Here is a 17420-nt window from a genome sequence, read left to right on the forward strand (position 1 = left end):
TTTAAAACGGAGGCGATAGCATATGGCACTTTATCTATTAGTTGACTCACATGAACCGACACGACGGATTTTACGTCGTAAACTTTTAGCAGCGGGACAAGACGTACAGGAAGCAGGATCAGGAGAAGAGGCCTTGGAACAACTCAGCAATTCCGACGTTGATGTCTTACTAACGGAACTTCGACTTCCGGAAATGGATGGTGTCGAGCTGTTACGTATTGCCAAACAACGTGCGCCATTAACGAAACAAATCGTGTTGACTGATTATATGCAGGTGCATACGCTGCTCGCAGCAGTAAATGCAGGGAATGTCAGTCGTATGATGACGAAACCATTGAAGATTGACGATCGGGTTCTTAGTATCATGACCCGCATCGGAGATGAGGTCGTGGAAACGAAACAACGTAAACGGAATCTGGGACAACATTTTACCGATGTGTTAATCAATTCAAATCGTCCGTATTGTCTCTTTTACGAAGATGGATCAATCATCAGTCAACGTGCCCTGACGATTGATCATCATGAACAGATTCTAGAAGACCAGAACGGTATTCACCGCTTCGAATTCCCTACACAGTTCGGAACGTACATCCTCTATCAATCGCTGACCGGCAGTCTTACGAAACCCGTTTGAAGAAGAGGGACTCTACACCAATGAAGCTAAGACGCAAGTACATGTAGATGACGCCAACGGTCAACAGCGGATGACGGCTGTATTTTCTTAAGTTAGCCTGATGATAGAGAACAGGACGGAAGAAATACCAACGTCGTAAGGCCTTCATGAAGCCACCCTGTTCCGCGTCGAGCGTCGCGGGCATGACATCAAAGTAATAGCGTTTCTTTCGAAGCAGGTCATTTAATTCGACCTGCTTTTCGTTGTGGTGTACGTAGGTGAACGTCGCACGGCGAATGATCCCGCCTTGTTCCAAATAACGGATTGTCGGCTGCGTCTCTTCGAAACTGATTTGCGTCGGATCAATCTCGCCAGAAGCGACGTACGCCTCGAGCCGCCAGAAGCGAGCAGCTTCCATCGTATGCGTGTCGAGTTGATCCGTCGGAACGTTGAACAGGTTACGCTCAAAGACCTTCACTTGACTGAAGTAATTATCATAATCACTGTACGCGCGTTCGGGAATGACGAGTGCTCCGACCTCTAAATGTGCCTCAAGATATAAGAGGCAGCTTTTTAATAACTGTTCTTCAAGTACCATATCGGAATCAATGATATAGAGGTATTCGACATCGTGTTGCTTTAAGCGATCAATGGCAGTCTTGCGAGCGATACCTCGTTCACCGTGCGGTAGCGCAAGCACTTCAAATCGCGTATCATTTGCGGTCAATCGACGCATCGTCGCGACAGTCGAATCGGTCGAACCATCATCCGCGATGACACAAAGGAAAGAAGCCTGTTGTGTCTGAAGTGAGCGGATCGTTTCCGTGATGATTGCTTCATTTTCGTATGTGGACATAGCGATTCCAATCATGAAAAATCCTCCTTCAGTGCGACGGGTATCAATTCGCGTTGCAACCAGTTGCGAAACGCTTGACCTGTATGATCCCAGTGCAAGGTCTGAGCGAAACGATGACCGGCTGCTTGAATCATTTCGTATTCTTCGGGGTCACGTAAGCAAGCCCGCATCTCGGCAGCGAGGGCGCCCGGGGTCTGACTTTTTGCCATGTAACCAGTCATACCATACTGGACGGCGTCACGCAGTCCAGGGGCGTCATAGACGATCGTTGGTGTACCGACAGCCGCCGCTTCACTGACCGTCAGACCCCAACCTTCTCGTTTAGAAGGAAACAGGAGCGCCGTCGCGCGACTCATCCGTTCGAGCTTTTCTTCCTCACTGACGAATCCAAAATAGGTGATGGCGTCACGCATCTCTTCCGGGACGATTGGATGAAGGTGCTCGGTGATATACGCCTCGTCTTTTTTTCCGATAACCCAGAAACGAGCGTCAGGATACTCCCGTTTAACGATGACGAAAGCTTGGAGTGCATCATTGATTCCTTTATAGGCCGACATCCGTCCAGCGTATAAAAAAGTCGGATGTGCTTCTTTCGGCTTCCAGTCTTCTTCGTTCCATGGGGTAAAGGAGAGACCTTCCGGTAGAATCGTCACGTCGTCCTTGGAGAAGCCGACAGCAAGTAGATCGTCTGCCGTGGACTGACTGACCGTCAACGCGCGACCGGTCCGGTACAGCTGCAGACGCGGTGTCTCCGTCCATTCGCCGACGTATGAAAACGGAGGACGAACATTGATTTGCCAGATTTCACGTGTCAGTTGATGAATGAAGAGGGCACGTTTCGCTAATGGAACATACAAGGGTGTGAAAAAGTGATGTGTGTTCATCTGATCGACGACTAAATCAATCGTCGCAGCATGCGACTGATAATAAGAAAAGGCGAGCGGAACGACGGAAAGCGCAGTACCTCTCCGGATATAAGTGATTCCATCCAAATACTCGACATCGTGTCCGCCTTCGAATGCGGGAGAAAAATGAGTGATTTCATACTCATCACTGACACGTCGGAGCATCTCGTGGGTGAACACTTCTGCGCCACCTGCTTTCGGGTGTTTGATATCGCGCCAAGATAAAAAAAGTAGATGGGGTTTCATGTTATGCCTCCTTCACGGGATGGGGTGTCGAGGTAAAGTGAAACGTAAAATCAGGGCGCCAAGTAAAAAGACACCTGCTTGTGCAAGCAACCAAATCTCGACGGTCGAGTGAAATGTCGTCAAGACAAGGACGAACAGAACCAGAATCAGCCAATAGCCTTTCAAGTAACCAGTTCGATGTAGGGAAAACTGAACAAGTGCTTCGTATTGAATCAATGTGATGCCGACATAAACGAAAACCATATATTTGATGTAATGAGTTGCCATGTCGTAGCCGCTCCCAAATAGAAGCGGAATCAGATAAGGGACGATCGTCCAGTACACCAAAACAGCAAGAGCCATTCCACCTAATAAGATGCGGTAAAAGCGACGCTCCCAAAGAAGAAAGGCTTCGTCCTGACTTTTTTGGCTTAAGCGTGGCAACAACAATTGGGCGAGTGATAACGCAACGAACAACAGGAGTTGACCAAACCGTAAGGCAACGGAATAATCTCCGGCTAATTGCGGGAAGTAACGGGTGACGAGAAGACTATCGAGAGTGAAAAATAGTGTCATGACGACCTGTGTATGGATCATATGGACGAGTCCGTTCGCATGAATACGCCCGCTACTAACCGGGAACGTGACTTGTATCAGGCTTAATAGATAGGACGCGATCATGCCAGCCAAAATGAATAACAATGCATAGCTGACATCCGTTTGTTGAATCAAAAGCCATGTGGCTAAAACTTTGACGACGGATTCGATGTAATAAGAAAGGTTCAGGGCATAGAAGCGTTTAGTCGCTTGTAAGACACCACGGCGAAAAGACAGAAGGATATGAAACACGATGATGAAATAAACAATTAGTAGGTTTATTTTGGTAAACGGCAGGAAATAAGGTAATGCATAAAGTAAAATAAGTAAGAAGAACCCTGTAACCACCAGTATACGAAAACGGAGCTTTTGATAATCATTTGTCTTCTGTTGACTGTAGTCACGTGTCACGGTCCATTGTAAGGCGCCACCAATGATGAGTAGGAGACCCAAGAAAGCCAAATAGGCATTTAGTAATCCATAAACAGCACTAGAAAGTTCGCGGGCTAACAACAAATGATAGGCATAGTTTACGAGGTTTAACGCTACATCGAGAATCGGAAAAATCAACAGGACGGCATGTCGCTGAATGAAGCTTGTCATGGAGCCATCTCCCATCAGTTAGAGCTGTTTTACGGAAAGGATGAGACTTATGAGTCAAGGGCATATTGCTGTTTTCACCGATCACTCTCGGCATATTCCATACGAATCATTGATTTCCTATTATCCAGTTTTGTTTTATACACAACCTGGTAGATGTCCTGCCTCGTTCGAACAAATCGCCAGCACTGAAATTCAAGAAGCTGAAGAACACGAGATTCTGTTGTACGTCGTCGACTATAAGACGCGTGAAGAGCAGATTAAAATTGCCAATCAAATTCGATCCGTACGGCCTCGCTCCAAAATTCTGTTGATCAAAGAAGCGATTCGCTTAAAAGGAGATTTCCCGTATCACAGGGTTCAAGGAGACGGGATGCTTCGTCTGTTTTCCTATCGCCCAGCATATCCAAATGAATTGTTTGCTGAAATCCAGCATATCATCCATCCTGAATATCCCATTTTAAAGGATACTATAGCCTTTATATTGCCAATATTTAACGAAGAGAAACGTTTTAATTATGTAAAAGATTTTTTAGAGTCGCTTGCGACCTTCATCAGCGAAGACTATATTCACGCTTCAATCAATTTCTTTGATGATGCTTCATCGGATCGATCGAAAGCACTCTTACAGGAGTATCGATCCATCGTCATGGAAGCGACCGATACGTTGTTCACGGTCGGGTATCTCGAAGTACATCAGGTCGAGCAAAATACACGGAAGGCCGGTCTGTTCATCGAGGGAATGAAAAACGTCTCGAGTGATTATTACGTCTTCGTCGATGCGGATAACTCGTTTCGAATCGAAGATATCGCACGGCTATTAACGATCGCTCAAGAAGGATACTATGACATCGTCGTCGGGACGAAAGATTTGACGATTGAAGACCGGGGAGCCGTTCGGCGTTTCATGAGCTTTGGAAAACGAAATCTGACACGGTTCTTCTTACCAAGAGGAGTGACTGATTCGCAGACCGGTCTGAAGATCATCAACCGACGGGTCGTCCATCGTCTGTTGCCTTATCTACACGTCGAGAGCGGTCTCGCGATTGATTTAGAGCTGATGTATGCAGCGAAAAAAGAACGCTTACGAGTCTATCAACAACCCGTGACCTGCATCGAGCGCGAAGGATCGCACGTCAATCTCGTCAAAGATTCCGTCGCTTTCTTGAAGACGATGGTCAGCCTATATCAGCGCCACCGAAAAGAGGAAGTACCGGTCAAATGAAAAGGACAATGGGGATCCGAGGGATCTCCATTGTCCTTTTTCGATACACTATTTTTGGTTTCGTTTCAGACGAGGAAGACGTTGCTTGAACACAGACGATAGGCGTTGTCGCATAGCCAGACCACGATTGCTCGTCATGAAATAAATTAACAAGATACTAAGTGGGAGTGCTAAGACGAGGATGGTCAGTCCGGCGTAATAAATCGGACGTAGTACGACGGTCACATGTGCCGTCTTTTCGTTCGAACGATACAACTGACTAACGCCGTTTAATGCCGTGTCACCACGCATCGTTTCCTGATCTGTCTGGAGCTTAAATAACGGTGTCGGAGAATCATTGACCGTGAAGCGACCGAGTGGCGCATCACTTTTTATATCCCGTCCCATCTGTGATGCATCGACATCAAGCGCACGGGCAGGTTCTGTTGCGAACAGCGTACCGCTTTGCTCGGAGAGAACGAGTTGATCGACTAGAATCAGTTGATCGTACGGTAGCACTTCTAAATTCTTCAGACGCAATTGCCCAGCCCTTTTCTCATTTCCGCGAGTCCAGATATGCAGTTGCATCCGGACGGTCTTCTTCGGTGGAATGACGATTTGTTCATAATGGTTCCACTGCTTCTTTTTCTTTTCTTCGACTTCATTGATGAAATCCGTACCGATGACCCGATCATCTTTATCCAGGTAATACACTTTAAGGTGTCGTTGACGGACGTTCTTGCTGACGGCGTCGAACTGGATCAAATATTCGTGATATGGTTTCACCTTCATTTTTTGCGAGGCATAAATATACCAATCACAGGAGCAGGTCGGCTCGTAATCAATCGTATAGCCGTCTTCGGTCTCACTCGCGTCGAACATATCATCCGTGATCGAGACGCACGTCGCACAATTCGCTGCTGCTTCCGGAGCGGCAAGGGCTTTATCGGTGACGATCTCGTTTGGGTCGAACTTGTGCAGATCCTTCCAATCGACGAGTGACGGTACCTTACTCGCATAGGACAGCTCTAGCTGATAGCGTCCCTTCGCAAGTGGGATATCGGACAACTTGACCTCGTATAACGTTTGGTAGACATCACTCAACTCTGTCATCCGGTACGGAAACGCTAAATGTAGCGGATCGTACGTCACCGTCTGATTCCCGATCTGCTGTTGATGTTTTTGACCATTTAGAATATCAGCACGAGACAAAGCGCGTTCGAAGACGACCTGCTTTCCGTCTCGGATTTTGACAGTGATTTGACCATCGTTTCCTGGCGGTGGAGTCAACATTAGTTGAAGCTGATAGTCGGTCGCTTCGCGAATATCGATCGAACGCTGTAAACGTCCCCGTTGCGCAGCGACTCCTTTCCCAAAGCTCAGTCCAGGATAGTTTCGTTCCGACTGCAAGTGACCGGTGTAATCGAATCCGGTCTCTGCCTCGAGTACCATCAAGGTCTTCGTGAAGGCGAGTGTATCATCGACGCGTTTTCGTAAAGCAGTCAGCCTTTCTTCCGGAATCAGAACGATGTTTTGGATGGCATTAAAGCCTTCCGTGTTCGTCACGCTGAGCGTCGCAGGACCGCTCGGCGTCGTGAACGAACCGATCGGAACCCAAGCGAGTTTAGCACCGGATCGTTGTCGAGTTGGAATCGTGACGCCTCGTTTATTGAAGGTTAAATCGAGTTGTCCACCTTTTTGGTTCAGCAGCACACGGGCAAACCCAGCGTAACGACCGGCTGGCAGGTCTTTCGTCATCGTAAACGTGTTCGGGATCATATAATCCTCATAGCTGAAGATTTTAATATCATGGACCCACCAATACGTTTTCCGCTCGGGGCGCTGGAAACTGAGTAGATCAATCCGCATCGTTTTTGCGTTTCGTGGTGTGACATATTCACCTTGCAAGTGAATCGCGTCGACATCACCGGAATCACGCGGAGCGACGACATACGTCTGATTCAGCTCGCGATCCTTCTCATCAAAGAACCGGACCTTGACGTGGAGCCGGTCGACCCCGCGACCGCTCGCTGTAATATCAAAGCGGTAGGCGTTATTCGGTCGTGCCGGTAGCTTATCGGATTTCGCGACTTGCCAGATGTATTTTGGGTCGCCTTCCGCGACTTCCGCATGAAGGACAGGCAGGTTATTATCTTTTGACATCGGATTCGGAGACAAGTCGACGATGTCCGGGTTATCGGCTTTAAAGAACGTCTCATCCTCAAGCATCGAATTAAAGGAGGCGACCTGCTTCGCCTTTAATCCGTCTAATTTGTAGACCGGCGCGTCAATCCGGGCGGAAGCAAACGAGAGACCGATCCCGTCTCCAAAATCGAGGTCAAACGACGGGTTCGTCATACCTTGCGTCCGTAAATACCAGCGCCAATCATTATTGGCGAGAAACGTCTTACCCCAGTTCAGGAAAGCATTGGCTGAATCAATCGCATCGAACGGTTTCCAGTAGTATTCGTCCGGCACTTGGCTGAGAACAAGGTCGTTTTCCTCGATCATCTCGACGATATCCCCCTTTTTCATCCAGGAGAGGCTATCCTGATGTGCTTGTGTCGCATACAAAATCGATTGACGACCGAGATCGTAGCCATCCAGTGTCGGATAACTGATTGACCGTTCGAGTCCATAAGGGGTCAAAATCAATTGTGGAACGGTTCGGGTATCGAGCGGTGCAATCAAGTCGAATAAGGTGAACAAGCCGACTTGTTTCGTTTGTACGAGATCACGTTGTTCCTGTAGAACCTTTAGATTGAAGTCTTGTCGGTCCTTCATCCCCGTGTACTCATCCCGGTAGGCGAATTGTTTCAGTCCGAATGCTTTTGCGATCTGTCCGGCTTGTTCCGACCGACCGGTGTCGAGTAGATATTGCATGAACGTCATCATGTAACCAATCGTCGGCGACGCCCCTTCATGATGAAAGACGGTATCGTGTGCCGACGTGTAGACTTGCACGTCACCCGTAGCCTTGATCTCGCCACCTTTTCGTGGATTTTGATTCCAGCGTGGAGTCGCGATGCCGGTACTCGGTTGTGTCATCTCGTCCGCAATCGGGAATTGCAACCATTTCCCATCGACTTCTTTTTGGATAGCTGTGTACTCCTTAGGCATTTTGACTGGATGATAAAAACCTTCCATATAGACAGTCCGGTAAGGGAGGAAAAAGCAGGCGACGACGATCAGTGTTCCGACGATCGAGACGACCCGGTACAACTTCAGTGGAATCGTCCGGGACGCACGGATAAAGACGGCATTCAATCCGACGGCGAGCAACAAGCTGTAACTGACCATCAAGAGACCAACTAGCTTATTCGGATCGCGGAACATCGCGCCGATCAACGGTGTCTTCGTCACGAACAGGACGAAAGCATCGGCAACTTGTTCATGGGTACCGGTCGCAAAGACGATCAGCGGAATCGCAAGCAGACTAAAGAATAGATGGATCGGTTGCCGATACGCGACGACGGCTCCTAGCAAGATGAGTAAAAGTGTAATCGCGCCAGCAATCCAAAACGTCAGCGGTAACGTCGTCAAATCAAACATCGGCCACCAGTAGCTCGTTAAAAATAAAACGTTCGCCCAGCTCGAGTGTCGGCTGAACAACATCAATGTATCAGAGACATTGATATTGTGTTGTGAAGCTTGTGAGCTAGTCAGAATCGAGCCGACGTACATCAAGAACCAATATCCATTGAATAGTAGAAAAACGAGACCAAACGCACAAGTCGCCCGAACATAAAACCACAGTAACGGTGACCAAATCCGTTCTTTGCGACGGGTCCAACTCGTCTTTAGGAAAATGAGTCCGACCATGATTCCCATGTAGATCAGCGAGAAGAAGAAATAATGGATCCCCGCCGCCATGAAGGCGAAGACGATCGATAGTCCGGTAATATCAATCCATGTCCGTCGGCTCAACCGATCAGACAAACGAAAACCAGGATCGAGTTGTTCCCGAAACTTCGGGTCGAAGATGTTGAAGAACAACATCAAAGCGTAAGGGAAGACGGAATAACCACATAGTAAATAGATATGTTGAATCCGCGTAATCACCCATGGGTTCAAGGCATAAAACAACGCGGCAATCGCAAAGGCAATCAGTGAGAGATAAGAAAAGTGCTTCGAGACATAAACCGAATGGAGCCGTTTCGTAAAAGCGAACATCGATAAAGCAGAGATCGTCAACAGTCCGATGATGAATGACTTGATCAAGACGGGACCGGATGAGCCAAACAATAGACTGAGTACATAAAACGGTAGGATGTAGAGCAATCGTGCGACATTCAGAAGCGTCGTCGTGCTCCAGCGATTGTTCCAGGCACCGTAGATTTCTTCTAAATAGCGATGTGAGGACAGTCCGAAGGATAGATCGCTGAACGTCACCATACCGGAACGAAACAACGGGAAGCTATAAATTAGGATGAATACAAACATACCAGATAGGACAAGGATGTCCTTACGGTACGTATGCATGAAGTTCTTGAGGTGTTGACGGAACGAGTGCATCGGACAACTCCTTTCTACGAAAATCCGTGCTGAACTTCTTCTCTACAGGAGGGCGATATTCCTAGAAATGGATGTACTTATTTTAGCAATGAATACGAGAAGGAACGTCCATCCTAAGACGGAGCGTTACGGACGAATGCTTTCGGGTAAAGACCTACAACGAAACGAGTAGGAGGAAAGCGCATGAAATGGAAGGGAAGAGAACGGAGTTCGAACGTTGAGGATCGACGAGGAATGGGAGGGAAAGGAATCGCCGGTATCGGTGGTGGTGTTGGGATCATCCTGCTGATCGTCATCACCTTGATGGGCGGTAATCCAGCTGAATTACTCGGAGACTTAACCGGTGGGGATCAGCAAAATACGACGTACGAAGAAACAGCACAGGAAAAAGAAGCAGCGGATTTCGTCTCTGTCGTCTTAGCGGATACGGAACGGGTCTGGACGAAGGAATTTAAAGAAGATGGCAAAACATATAAAAAACCAAAGCTCGTCTTATATACGGATCAAGTCAGTTCGGCTTGCGGACAAGCAGGGAAGTCCGTCGGTCCCTTTTATTGTCCCGGTGATCAGAAATTATACATTGATTTAAGCTTTTATGATGAACTGCAGACGAAGTACGGGGCCCCGGGCGATTTTGCGATGGCTTATGTCATTGCGCACGAAGTCGGACACCATGTCCAGACGTTACTTGGAAAGTCGGACGAGATCATGCCACTTCGAGAGCAAATGAGTGAGGAGAAGTTCAACAAGTACCTCGTTCGATTCGAGCTACAGGCCGATTATTATGCCGGCGTCTGGGCGCATCATGCGCAAGGCGAAAACTTGCTCGAAGAAGGCGATCTTGAAGAAGCGTTGACGGCAGCGAATGCTGTCGGGGATGATACGTTACAAGAGAAGGGACAAGGATATGTTGTACCGGAAAGTTTCACCCACGGCACATCGGCGCAACGAGAACGTTGGTTCCAAAAAGGCTTTGATAACGGCACGATCGAAGGTGGAGACACATTCAAAGCGAAGAACCTATAAGAATACCAAAAAACCTGTGTTCTGCTTTCGCGGAACACAGGTTTTCGTTACTTAAAAGTAATCTTATGAACGGAACATCGTCGGATCATCTGGAACGTTCTCCAGGTAAGCGATCCGTCCGTTTTCATCGAGACGTGCGATATCTTTTCCGTCTTGCGTGAAGACACTACCGTCTGCCCGTTTTCCGCAAACTGCCCAGCGTGTTTCATACGTTCCTGGTGTTGTTTCTTCCCAGCCCGCATACATATGCTTAATATCCTGATTCGCCGTGAACACATGACGGACGAACTGTTTCCAGGCGTCAATGCCGTGCTTTGGTTGTCCGTTCAGAACGAACGTGATGTCTGTCGTGAATAAGGAAACGAGATCCTCAAAAGCTTGTGCGTCCGTGCGTGACGCGTCGAATAAGTCAAAATAACGATTCAATACCATGGTAAAAACCTCTTTCTGTTCATTAAAGTGTCATCATCCGGTCTGTGATTATCGTATGCAACCGTTCTAAATGTTCCGGTGGACAGGAGGCATCGATTGCTTGACGGATCGAGCCGATCGACTCGCGCTTCAACGTCGATTGCCACGCGTCTTCCGCCTCTGTCATCAGATTCGAGAGTAGACCGATTTCCTGTTCCTGAATTCCCATCAAATCCTCGAAGACACCGCTTGACGCATACAACGTCTGTTTGCCCTCGATCGCTTGATAGACGTCAAAGATTTGAATTTCGTCTGCTGGACGCCGTAAGCGAAAGCCGCCTTTGACACCCGGTACGGAATACAACAGATCCGCCTGAACGAGTTTTCGTAAGAGTTTTTGAAAATAGGTTGGCGAGGCACCGAGTTGCTGGCTGATGAATTCACCGGGCAACACAGCGCGATCCGGAAGGAAGGTCAAGAGCAACATCGCGTAGACGGATTGCTCGACTCCGGTTTTCATTTGCATGAGAAGTCTCCTTTTGTTAAACGTGGATAATGTATATCCATAATAGTTTCATTCGAAAGAATTGTCGAATCATATGCTCTCACAAAACCGTCACACCTTTTCGACAGCATCTGCATGGCATCCCCGTTCCGGATTCGGTATACTAAATGTACGATATGTGAAAATATTCACTAAAAGTCGTTCACACTTTGTGAAAGGACGTTTGTATATGAATCCATTAAAAGGAATCGTCCAGATTCCACGCAGTATTCTCATTCAATTCATTATTGCAGCTTTCCTGATGGGGGTTGCGGTCGTCGGTCAATCGTATGGTATCGTGTTGACGGTCGATCGGATTTTCTTGAAAGAACAACCGTTTGAAGCCGTCATTCCGTTACTACTCGTCGTCCTCGGGATGCTGTTGCTCCGAGTCGCCGTGACGTATTGGAACGGTCGTCTCGGTACGACGTTATCTGCACACATGAAGCAGGCGCTTCGGGAAGCACTCGTCGCGAAATACACAGGTCGTTCGGTCGAGATGATGCTACAAGGGCAAGCGGGACAGAAGGTCAGTGTCTTGCTCGACGCTGTAGACGAGATGGACAGCTACTACAGTCAGTACTTGCCGAAAGTCGTCCAGACGACGATCGTTCCCTTGATGGTCTTGATCGCGGCATTCAGCTATGACTGGATCACCGGTCTCGTCATGATGATCACGGCACCATTCATTCCGTTGTTCTACATCATCATCGGCATCATGACGCAAAAGCGGGCCGATGCTCAACTCGAAAAGATGACGGCATTCTCGGGAACATTCCTTGATACGTTGCAGGGATTGACGACCTTGAAGTTATTTGGTCGTGCGAAACGACAACGTGACGTCATCGAAAAAAGTAGTCTTGATTTCCGGGATGCGACGTTAACGGTCTTGAAGCTCGCCTTCTTGTCGTCGTTGATGCTTGAGTTCATCTCGATGCTCAGCATGGGAATGATTGCACTTGAAGTCAGTCTGCGCTTGATTTTGTTCCAAAGCATTACCTTCGTCCCGGCGTTCTTGATGCTCGTGTTGGCACCAGAATACTATCTTGCCTTAAAAGAGATGGGAACTGCCTTCCATACGGGACGAGGTAGTGTCGCGGCAGCGAAACAGATCGCAGCCGAACTAACAGCAGACGATCGTCCTGTCGCCTTCGGTCAATCAGAACTTTCGATGAACCGTCCACCACGAATCGTCTTGGATGAAGTTGATTTTACGTATCAAGAAGGACGTTTTGCCTTACAAGACGTGACACTTGCGATTGAACCGTATCAAAAGGTGGCATTGATCGGTCGCAGTGGTGCCGGTAAGTCGACTGTCTTACAGTTGATTGCCGGACTCGCGGATCCAAAAGAAGGACGGATTCTGCTTGACGGGATCGAGCGCAGTCAGGTGGAGGAAGCGAGCTGGTTCCGTCAGTTGAGCTACATCTCGCAGCATCCGTATCTGTATGCCGGAACGCTGGCAGAAAACATCGCAATCGGTGAACTCCGTCAAGCGACGCCGGAAGAGATTTTTGAGGCGGCGCAGGCGGCAGGACTCGAGGAGTTGATTGCGACGTTACCTGAAGGGATTGACACAGTAATTGGAGAAGGCGGACGTGGTCTATCAGGTGGCGAGAAACAGCGCGTTGCGTTGGCACGAGCGTTCTTGAAACGACCGAACGTCATCGTCTTTGATGAACCGACGACAGGACTCGACGTCAAAACGGAGCGACTGCTTCAACAAGCGATCGAACAGCTTGGACAAGCAGCGACAGTCATCACTGTCGCACACCGCCTGCATACGATCGAGCGCTCAGATCAAATCGTCGTCCTCGATGGCGGACGAATCGTCGATTGTGGCACTCACGATGAACTGCTTGGACGTGATTCGGAATATGCTCGGATGCGCAGCGTCCAGAGAGGGGATGAAACACGATGAAGGAACTACTAGGAGTCTTTCGGTTGATGGTGCATCAAAAACGCGATATCGCCTGGTCGATCTTCTTCGGTGTCCTCGCCGGAGTGACAGCGGTCGGTTTATTCGCAGCAAGTGGATACCTGATTTCAAAGGCAGCCTTGTTGCCACCGATCCAGACGCTCGCTGTCTTGATTGCCCTGCAAAAAATCTCGAGTCTGACGCGCGCCGTCAGTCGATATGCGGAACGTTATTATTCGCACCGGGCGACGTTTACGATCCTCAGTGATATCCGGACGTCGTTCTACCGGAGACTCGAGCCGCTCGCGCCAGGAATTTTCGGCAAATACCGGAGTGGGGATTTACTTGCCCGGATTGTCGGGGACGTCGAGAGTCTGCAAAATACGTTTTTACGTGTCCTTTATCCACCGATCGTGTTGCTGCTTGTCTTCTTCTGTACGATCTTTTTCGTCAGTTTCTTCTCGTGGACGATTGCCGGACTGTTATTGCTTGGTCTGATTCTGACCGGTTTCTTGATTCCGGGTTGGTTCGCGTACCGCGAACAACGTTTCGCACGTTCAGTTCGTGTCCGCCGTGGTGATCTGTCGACAGAAGTGACAGAGTTGTTCCAAGGCTATCGGGATTTAAAGATTTATCAGCAACTTGATCAAAAAGAACAGGACTTGAATGCCGTCGCAAAACGGTATGTCGAAGAAGAAAAACGTAATGGTTTACATGCTGTTTCGAACTTGGTCTTGAATACGATGGTGACGCTGATCATCTCTTGGCTCGTTCTTGGTGTCGGTGCCTATCTTGTCGCGAGCGGACAGCTCGAAGGGGTCTTCCTCGCTTTACTCGTCATGACATCGCTGACCGTTTTTGAAAACGCCGCACCGATGGCGATTTTACCGGGCTTTTTCGAAGATAGCCGGCATGCTGCGAAACGACTTGATGAAGTCGTGACCGAGCAAGAAGAGCCAACTTATGACACGTTTGTTCTCGATCAGGCACCATCCTTTGAAACGAACGCGTTGACGTTCACTTTCCCTGATGCACCGCGTCCGGTCTTACGTGACATCACCGTCTCAATTCCTGCCGGCAAGAAGACGGCAATCGTCGGGGCGAGTGGTTCCGGGAAATCCACGTTACTTCAATTGATGTTACGGATGTATCCGACAGACGGATTAACGATTGCTGGTCAAGAGAGTCAGACGGTTGATCCGGAAGGACTGTGGCAACACGCAAATGTCGTCCTGCAACAGAATCATTACTTTTATGGAACGCTTCGCGATAATCTATTGCTTGCGAACGAAGCAGCAACGGACGAGGCGATGCGTCAAGCACTCGATGATGTTGGGTTAACGACGTTCGAATTAAACGATCGTGTATTTGAAAAAGGAGAGAACTTGTCTGGAGGAGAAAAACAACGCTTAGCGATTGCTCGTGTGCTCTTACGGGAAGCGTCGCTCTACTTGCTTGACGAACCGACGTCTTCCGTTGATGCTTTGACAGAACAGATGATTCTCGATCGATTGTTCACGCGAGCGGAGAACGCGACACTTGTCCTCGTCAGCCACCGATTAGCGGGTCTTGAAGCGATGGATCAAATCATCGTCATGGATCAAGGTCACGTCATCGAAGTCGGAACATATACCGAATTGATGGCGCGACAAGGACCGTTCTATGAATTAAAACAAGTCGAACAGTCCGTGTTTGCTCCGATTGGATAAAGATATAGGATTGGCGATGACCCAATTTGGTACATCGCCTTTTTTAGTTTATAAGGGAGAACCGAAAAAGACATGACAGTCTATCTTTGAAATGGTAAAGTCTAGAAAAAGTGTGGAGGGATTTCATGCATATTGAACAATCATCCATCGTCGTCGATCAGACAACCGTTTCATATGATCATTTTCAAATGGGATCCAAACAGGTTTGCTTCTTGATTTCGGGAGCATCGTACCTTTACGACCATCCTTACTTCTACTACAGCCGGATGGCACTACTAGCTCGAGACATCGATGTCATCTGTATTCATTATGTGACAGAAGAGCTCTTTTCGATGACAGACGCAGAATCGAATGTCTGCATGACGCAACGGGTCGACGCCGTCGTCTCAGAAGTGCTTGCGACACATACATATGAAAACGTTCAGTTCATCGCAAAGTCGTTAGGAACAATTCCGCTAGCGGCATTGCTCGCTAAGCCGAATCTACAGACAGCACGTTTCGTCTTCTTAACACCCGTTCTTGAAGCCGAAGTAGTCGAACAAATCGCCACCTCGTCGCAAGCTGGACTCCTTGTCATCGGAACAGCCGATAAGTTTTATGATGAAGCGGCACTTGAAACGTGTCGCACCTCACAACTGACGATTGATGTTATTGAAGGAGCAAATCATTCTCTGGATCAAGGATTTGAGGTTGATCCATCGCTTGCAGTCCTTGGGCATGTCGTTCGTCAAATCGAAGCTAGTTTGTTCGAACCACTACCTAAGTAACAAAAAATCCGTCCAGCAGAGAGCCTGCTGGACGGATTTTTTAGTATGGACGAAGTAAGGCACGAACGGGACTACCGTCGCCGTCGACGAGCGGAAGTGGAACAGCGTTGAGGTGGTAATCACCAGGCGTGATCGCATCAAGGACGAGTCCTTCAAGGATATGGACTCCATGCTGCGCCAGTGCGTGATGGGCCGCCATTTCCTTACTATCGATCGCATCGACGCTTGGTAAGTCGAGACCAATCAGCGAAATCCCGAGTTCTCCGAGACGCTCAGCAAGACTTGGCGTCAAGACGGGAATCGTTTCTGGGAAAGTTGATTTGTCGATCCAACCATCCGTTTTGATGATCAAGCGCTGTACGTCATTTAGCTCAAAGCCATCTAAATCAGCGGCTGTGATTTCTGTACGACCTGGTAAGTAAATGACACGCGCATGTCCGATGTAGAGATCCAGATCAAGGTCGATGATTTTTTGTCCAGCATCGTCAAAATGAAACGGCGCGTCGACATGAGTGCCAGTATGCAGACTCATCGTTACCTTTCCGACGTTAACGGAACCGGTGTCTGCCTTATTCCATGTCAATGTCGCTTCAAAAGGTGTATCTCCCGGCCACGTCGTGACGTGGCGATCAAGTGGTTGTGAAACATCAATCCATCGTGTCATCGCTTCATCCTCCTCATAATGTCGTGCGGACTGACCACAGTTCCGGGAAGAATCGGTGGTCGAGCACACGTCGTAGATAACTGACGCCAGAAGAACCGCCCGTTCCTGGCTTTTGTCCGATGATCCGTTCGACGGTACTCATATGGTTAAAGCGCCACATCTGCTGCTGGCTCCCGATATCAAGTAGTTTTTCACCGAGCTCATACAGATCCCAGTATTGTTCGACATCCCGATAGACGGTCGCCCAAGCTGCTTCGACACTTGCATTCGGCGTCCAGTCTTGCGTGACATCACGATCAAGGACGGATTGATCGATCGGTAGCCCATGGCGCGCCATCGCCCGGATCGTTTCGTCGTAGATGCTTGGTGTCTTCAAGTCTTCGAGCATCATCGGATAGAGTGTTTCGTCATGCGCATACACTTTTAGCATCTGCTCATTCTTGAAGCCGAGCGCGAATTCGATTTGACGGTTTTGATACGATTGAAAACCGGATGAGTGACCAAGCGCATCACGGAATTCCAGATATTCGGCAGGGGTCAAGGTCGACAAGACATTCCACGACTGAATCAACTGGTGTTGAATCTTTGAGATACGTGCGAGCATCTTAAACGATGATTCGAGATCATCGTTTGCGACCGCTTGCGTCGCTGCTCGCATCTCATGCAGGATCAGCTTCATCCAGAGTTCGCTCGTTTGATGAATGATGATGAACAGCATCTCGTCATGATGCCCCGATAAGCGATGTTGACTCGTAAGCAATGGATCTAGTTGCAAATAATCCCCGTAGGACATATCTTTCTTAAAATCCGTTTGAATCGATGCTTCAATAGACGTAGGATCTGTCTTTGTCATTCCCGTTCATCCC

General features: G+C 48.5%; 14 protein-coding genes. 6 read left to right on the forward strand and 8 right to left on the reverse strand.

The features are described from left to right. The first annotated feature begins 22 nt into the window (after nucleotides 1–22). On the forward strand, nucleotides 23–634 hold the full coding sequence (locus KNQ11_RS11680) for a response regulator (RefSeq protein ID WP_214771975.1): 612 nt from the start codon (nucleotides 23–25) through the stop codon (nucleotides 632–634). Here KNQ11_RS11680 and KNQ11_RS11685 read toward each other — a convergent pair. From KNQ11_RS11685 to KNQ11_RS11695, 3 genes are read right to left on the reverse strand one after another with little or no spacing between them, the layout of a single operon-like run. Continuing rightward, nucleotides 618–1484: a glycosyltransferase family 2 protein gene (locus KNQ11_RS11685; RefSeq protein ID WP_214771977.1), complete on the reverse strand. Its 867-nt coding sequence runs from the start codon at nucleotides 1482–1484 to the stop codon at nucleotides 618–620. The two genes, KNQ11_RS11680 and KNQ11_RS11685, sit on opposite strands and share 17 nt — an antisense overlap. Next, nucleotides 1481–2620 (reverse strand): glycosyltransferase family 4 protein, encoded by a 1140-nt coding sequence (locus KNQ11_RS11690; RefSeq protein WP_214771979.1) that lies wholly within the window; start codon nucleotides 2618–2620, stop codon nucleotides 1481–1483. The genes KNQ11_RS11685 and KNQ11_RS11690 overlap by 4 nt, the downstream gene beginning before the upstream one ends. A 12-nt stretch (nucleotides 2621–2632) precedes the next feature. Next, on the reverse strand, nucleotides 2633–3799 hold the full coding sequence (locus KNQ11_RS11695) for an MATE family efflux transporter (protein ID WP_214771981.1): 1167 nt from the start codon (nucleotides 3797–3799) through the stop codon (nucleotides 2633–2635). A gap of 49 nt (nucleotides 3800–3848) precedes the next feature. On the opposite strand from KNQ11_RS11695, the gene KNQ11_RS11700 reads away from it, so the two are divergent. Then, a complete protein-coding gene (locus tag KNQ11_RS11700) occupies nucleotides 3849–5021 on the forward strand; it encodes a glycosyltransferase (protein WP_214771983.1) in 1173 nt (390 codons plus the stop codon). 48 nt (nucleotides 5022–5069) lie between these two features. Here KNQ11_RS11700 and KNQ11_RS11705 read toward each other — a convergent pair whose 3' ends face one another. Next, complete coding sequence (locus KNQ11_RS11705; protein ID WP_214771984.1) at nucleotides 5070–9515, reverse strand: polysaccharide biosynthesis protein; 4446 nt, start codon at nucleotides 9513–9515, stop codon at nucleotides 5070–5072. A gap of 183 nt (nucleotides 9516–9698) precedes the next feature. On the opposite strand from KNQ11_RS11705, the gene ypfJ reads away from it, so the two are divergent. Continuing rightward, the gene (ypfJ, locus tag KNQ11_RS11710; RefSeq protein WP_029343140.1) at nucleotides 9699–10541 is read left to right on the forward strand and encodes a KPN_02809 family neutral zinc metallopeptidase; all 843 of its coding nucleotides are present in this window, start codon (nucleotides 9699–9701) and stop codon (nucleotides 10539–10541) included. Between the two features lie 63 nt (nucleotides 10542–10604). Here ypfJ and KNQ11_RS11715 read toward each other — a convergent pair whose 3' ends face one another. Both KNQ11_RS11715 and KNQ11_RS11720 read right to left on the reverse strand, forming a co-directional pair. After that, nucleotides 10605–10973: a nuclear transport factor 2 family protein gene (locus KNQ11_RS11715; RefSeq protein WP_029343141.1), complete on the reverse strand. Its 369-nt coding sequence runs from the start codon at nucleotides 10971–10973 to the stop codon at nucleotides 10605–10607. A gap of 22 nt (nucleotides 10974–10995) precedes the next feature. Next, entirely contained in the window at nucleotides 10996–11478 is a 483-nt protein-coding gene (locus KNQ11_RS11720; RefSeq protein WP_214771986.1) for an Rrf2 family transcriptional regulator, read from the reverse strand. Nucleotides 11479–11686: 208 nt separating this feature from the next. Here KNQ11_RS11720 and cydD point away from each other — a divergent pair, with 208 nt between their 5' ends. The 3 genes from cydD (at nucleotide 11687) to KNQ11_RS11735 (ending at nucleotide 15890) form a co-directional block, all read left to right on the forward strand. Continuing rightward, a complete protein-coding gene (gene cydD / locus KNQ11_RS11725) occupies nucleotides 11687–13417 on the forward strand; it encodes a thiol reductant ABC exporter subunit CydD (RefSeq protein WP_214771988.1) in 1731 nt (576 codons plus the stop codon). Next, nucleotides 13414–15123: a thiol reductant ABC exporter subunit CydC gene (cydC, locus tag KNQ11_RS11730; RefSeq protein ID WP_214771990.1), complete on the forward strand. Its 1710-nt coding sequence runs from the start codon at nucleotides 13414–13416 to the stop codon at nucleotides 15121–15123. The genes cydD and cydC overlap by 4 nt, the downstream gene beginning before the upstream one ends. Nucleotides 15124–15248: 125 nt before the next feature. Then, nucleotides 15249–15890 carry a cyclase gene (locus tag KNQ11_RS11735; RefSeq protein ID WP_214771992.1) on the forward strand — a complete coding sequence of 214 codons (642 nt, stop codon included), beginning with the start codon at nucleotides 15249–15251 and terminating at the stop codon, nucleotides 15888–15890. Nucleotides 15891–15930: 40 nt separating this feature from the next. On the opposite strand, the gene kynB is transcribed toward KNQ11_RS11735, so the two are convergent. Then, nucleotides 15931–16554, reverse strand: coding sequence for an arylformamidase (kynB, locus tag KNQ11_RS11740; RefSeq protein WP_214771994.1), 624 nt, complete (start codon nucleotides 16552–16554; stop codon nucleotides 15931–15933). A 13-nt stretch (nucleotides 16555–16567) separates the two neighbouring features. Beyond that, complete coding sequence (gene kynA, locus KNQ11_RS11745) at nucleotides 16568–17407, reverse strand: tryptophan 2,3-dioxygenase (protein ID WP_149426635.1); 840 nt, start codon at nucleotides 17405–17407, stop codon at nucleotides 16568–16570. Between the last annotated feature and the right edge of the window lie 13 nt (nucleotides 17408–17420).

It is taken from the genome of Exiguobacterium sp. s39, from assembly GCF_018618925.1.
Lineage (GTDB): Bacteria > Bacillota > Bacilli > Exiguobacteriales > Exiguobacteriaceae > Exiguobacterium_A > Exiguobacterium_A abrahamii.

Bases quoted from the DNA above. Each gene is read 5' to 3' on its own strand.
- KNQ11_RS11735 (WP_214771992.1), top strand. From the start codon at position 15,249: ATGCATATTGAACAATCATCCATCGTCGTCGATCAGACAACCGTTTCA.
- KNQ11_RS11705 (WP_214771984.1), bottom strand. From the start codon at position 9,515: ATGCACTCGTTCCGTCAACACCTCAAGAACTTCATGCATACGTACCGT.
- KNQ11_RS11685 (WP_214771977.1), bottom strand. From the start codon at position 1,484: ATGATTGGAATCGCTATGTCCACATACGAAAATGAAGCAATCATCACG.
- KNQ11_RS11680 (WP_214771975.1), top strand. From the start codon at position 23: ATGGCACTTTATCTATTAGTTGACTCACATGAACCGACACGACGGATT.
- KNQ11_RS11720 (WP_214771986.1), bottom strand. From the start codon at position 11,478: ATGCAAATGAAAACCGGAGTCGAGCAATCCGTCTACGCGATGTTGCTC.
- kynA (WP_149426635.1), bottom strand. From the start codon at position 17,407: ATGACAAAGACAGATCCTACGTCTATTGAAGCATCGATTCAAACGGAT.
- cydD (WP_214771988.1), top strand. From the start codon at position 11,687: ATGAATCCATTAAAAGGAATCGTCCAGATTCCACGCAGTATTCTCATT.
- KNQ11_RS11715 (WP_029343141.1), bottom strand. From the start codon at position 10,973: ATGGTATTGAATCGTTATTTTGACTTATTCGACGCGTCACGCACGGAC.
- ypfJ (WP_029343140.1), top strand. From the start codon at position 9,699: ATGAAATGGAAGGGAAGAGAACGGAGTTCGAACGTTGAGGATCGACGA.
- kynB (WP_214771994.1), bottom strand. From the start codon at position 16,554: ATGACACGATGGATTGATGTTTCACAACCACTTGATCGCCACGTCACG.
- KNQ11_RS11695 (WP_214771981.1), bottom strand. From the start codon at position 3,799: ATGACAAGCTTCATTCAGCGACATGCCGTCCTGTTGATTTTTCCGATT.
- cydC (WP_214771990.1), top strand. From the start codon at position 13,414: ATGAAGGAACTACTAGGAGTCTTTCGGTTGATGGTGCATCAAAAACGC.
- KNQ11_RS11690 (WP_214771979.1), bottom strand. From the start codon at position 2,620: ATGAAACCCCATCTACTTTTTTTATCTTGGCGCGATATCAAACACCCG.
- KNQ11_RS11700 (WP_214771983.1), top strand. From the start codon at position 3,849: ATGAGTCAAGGGCATATTGCTGTTTTCACCGATCACTCTCGGCATATT.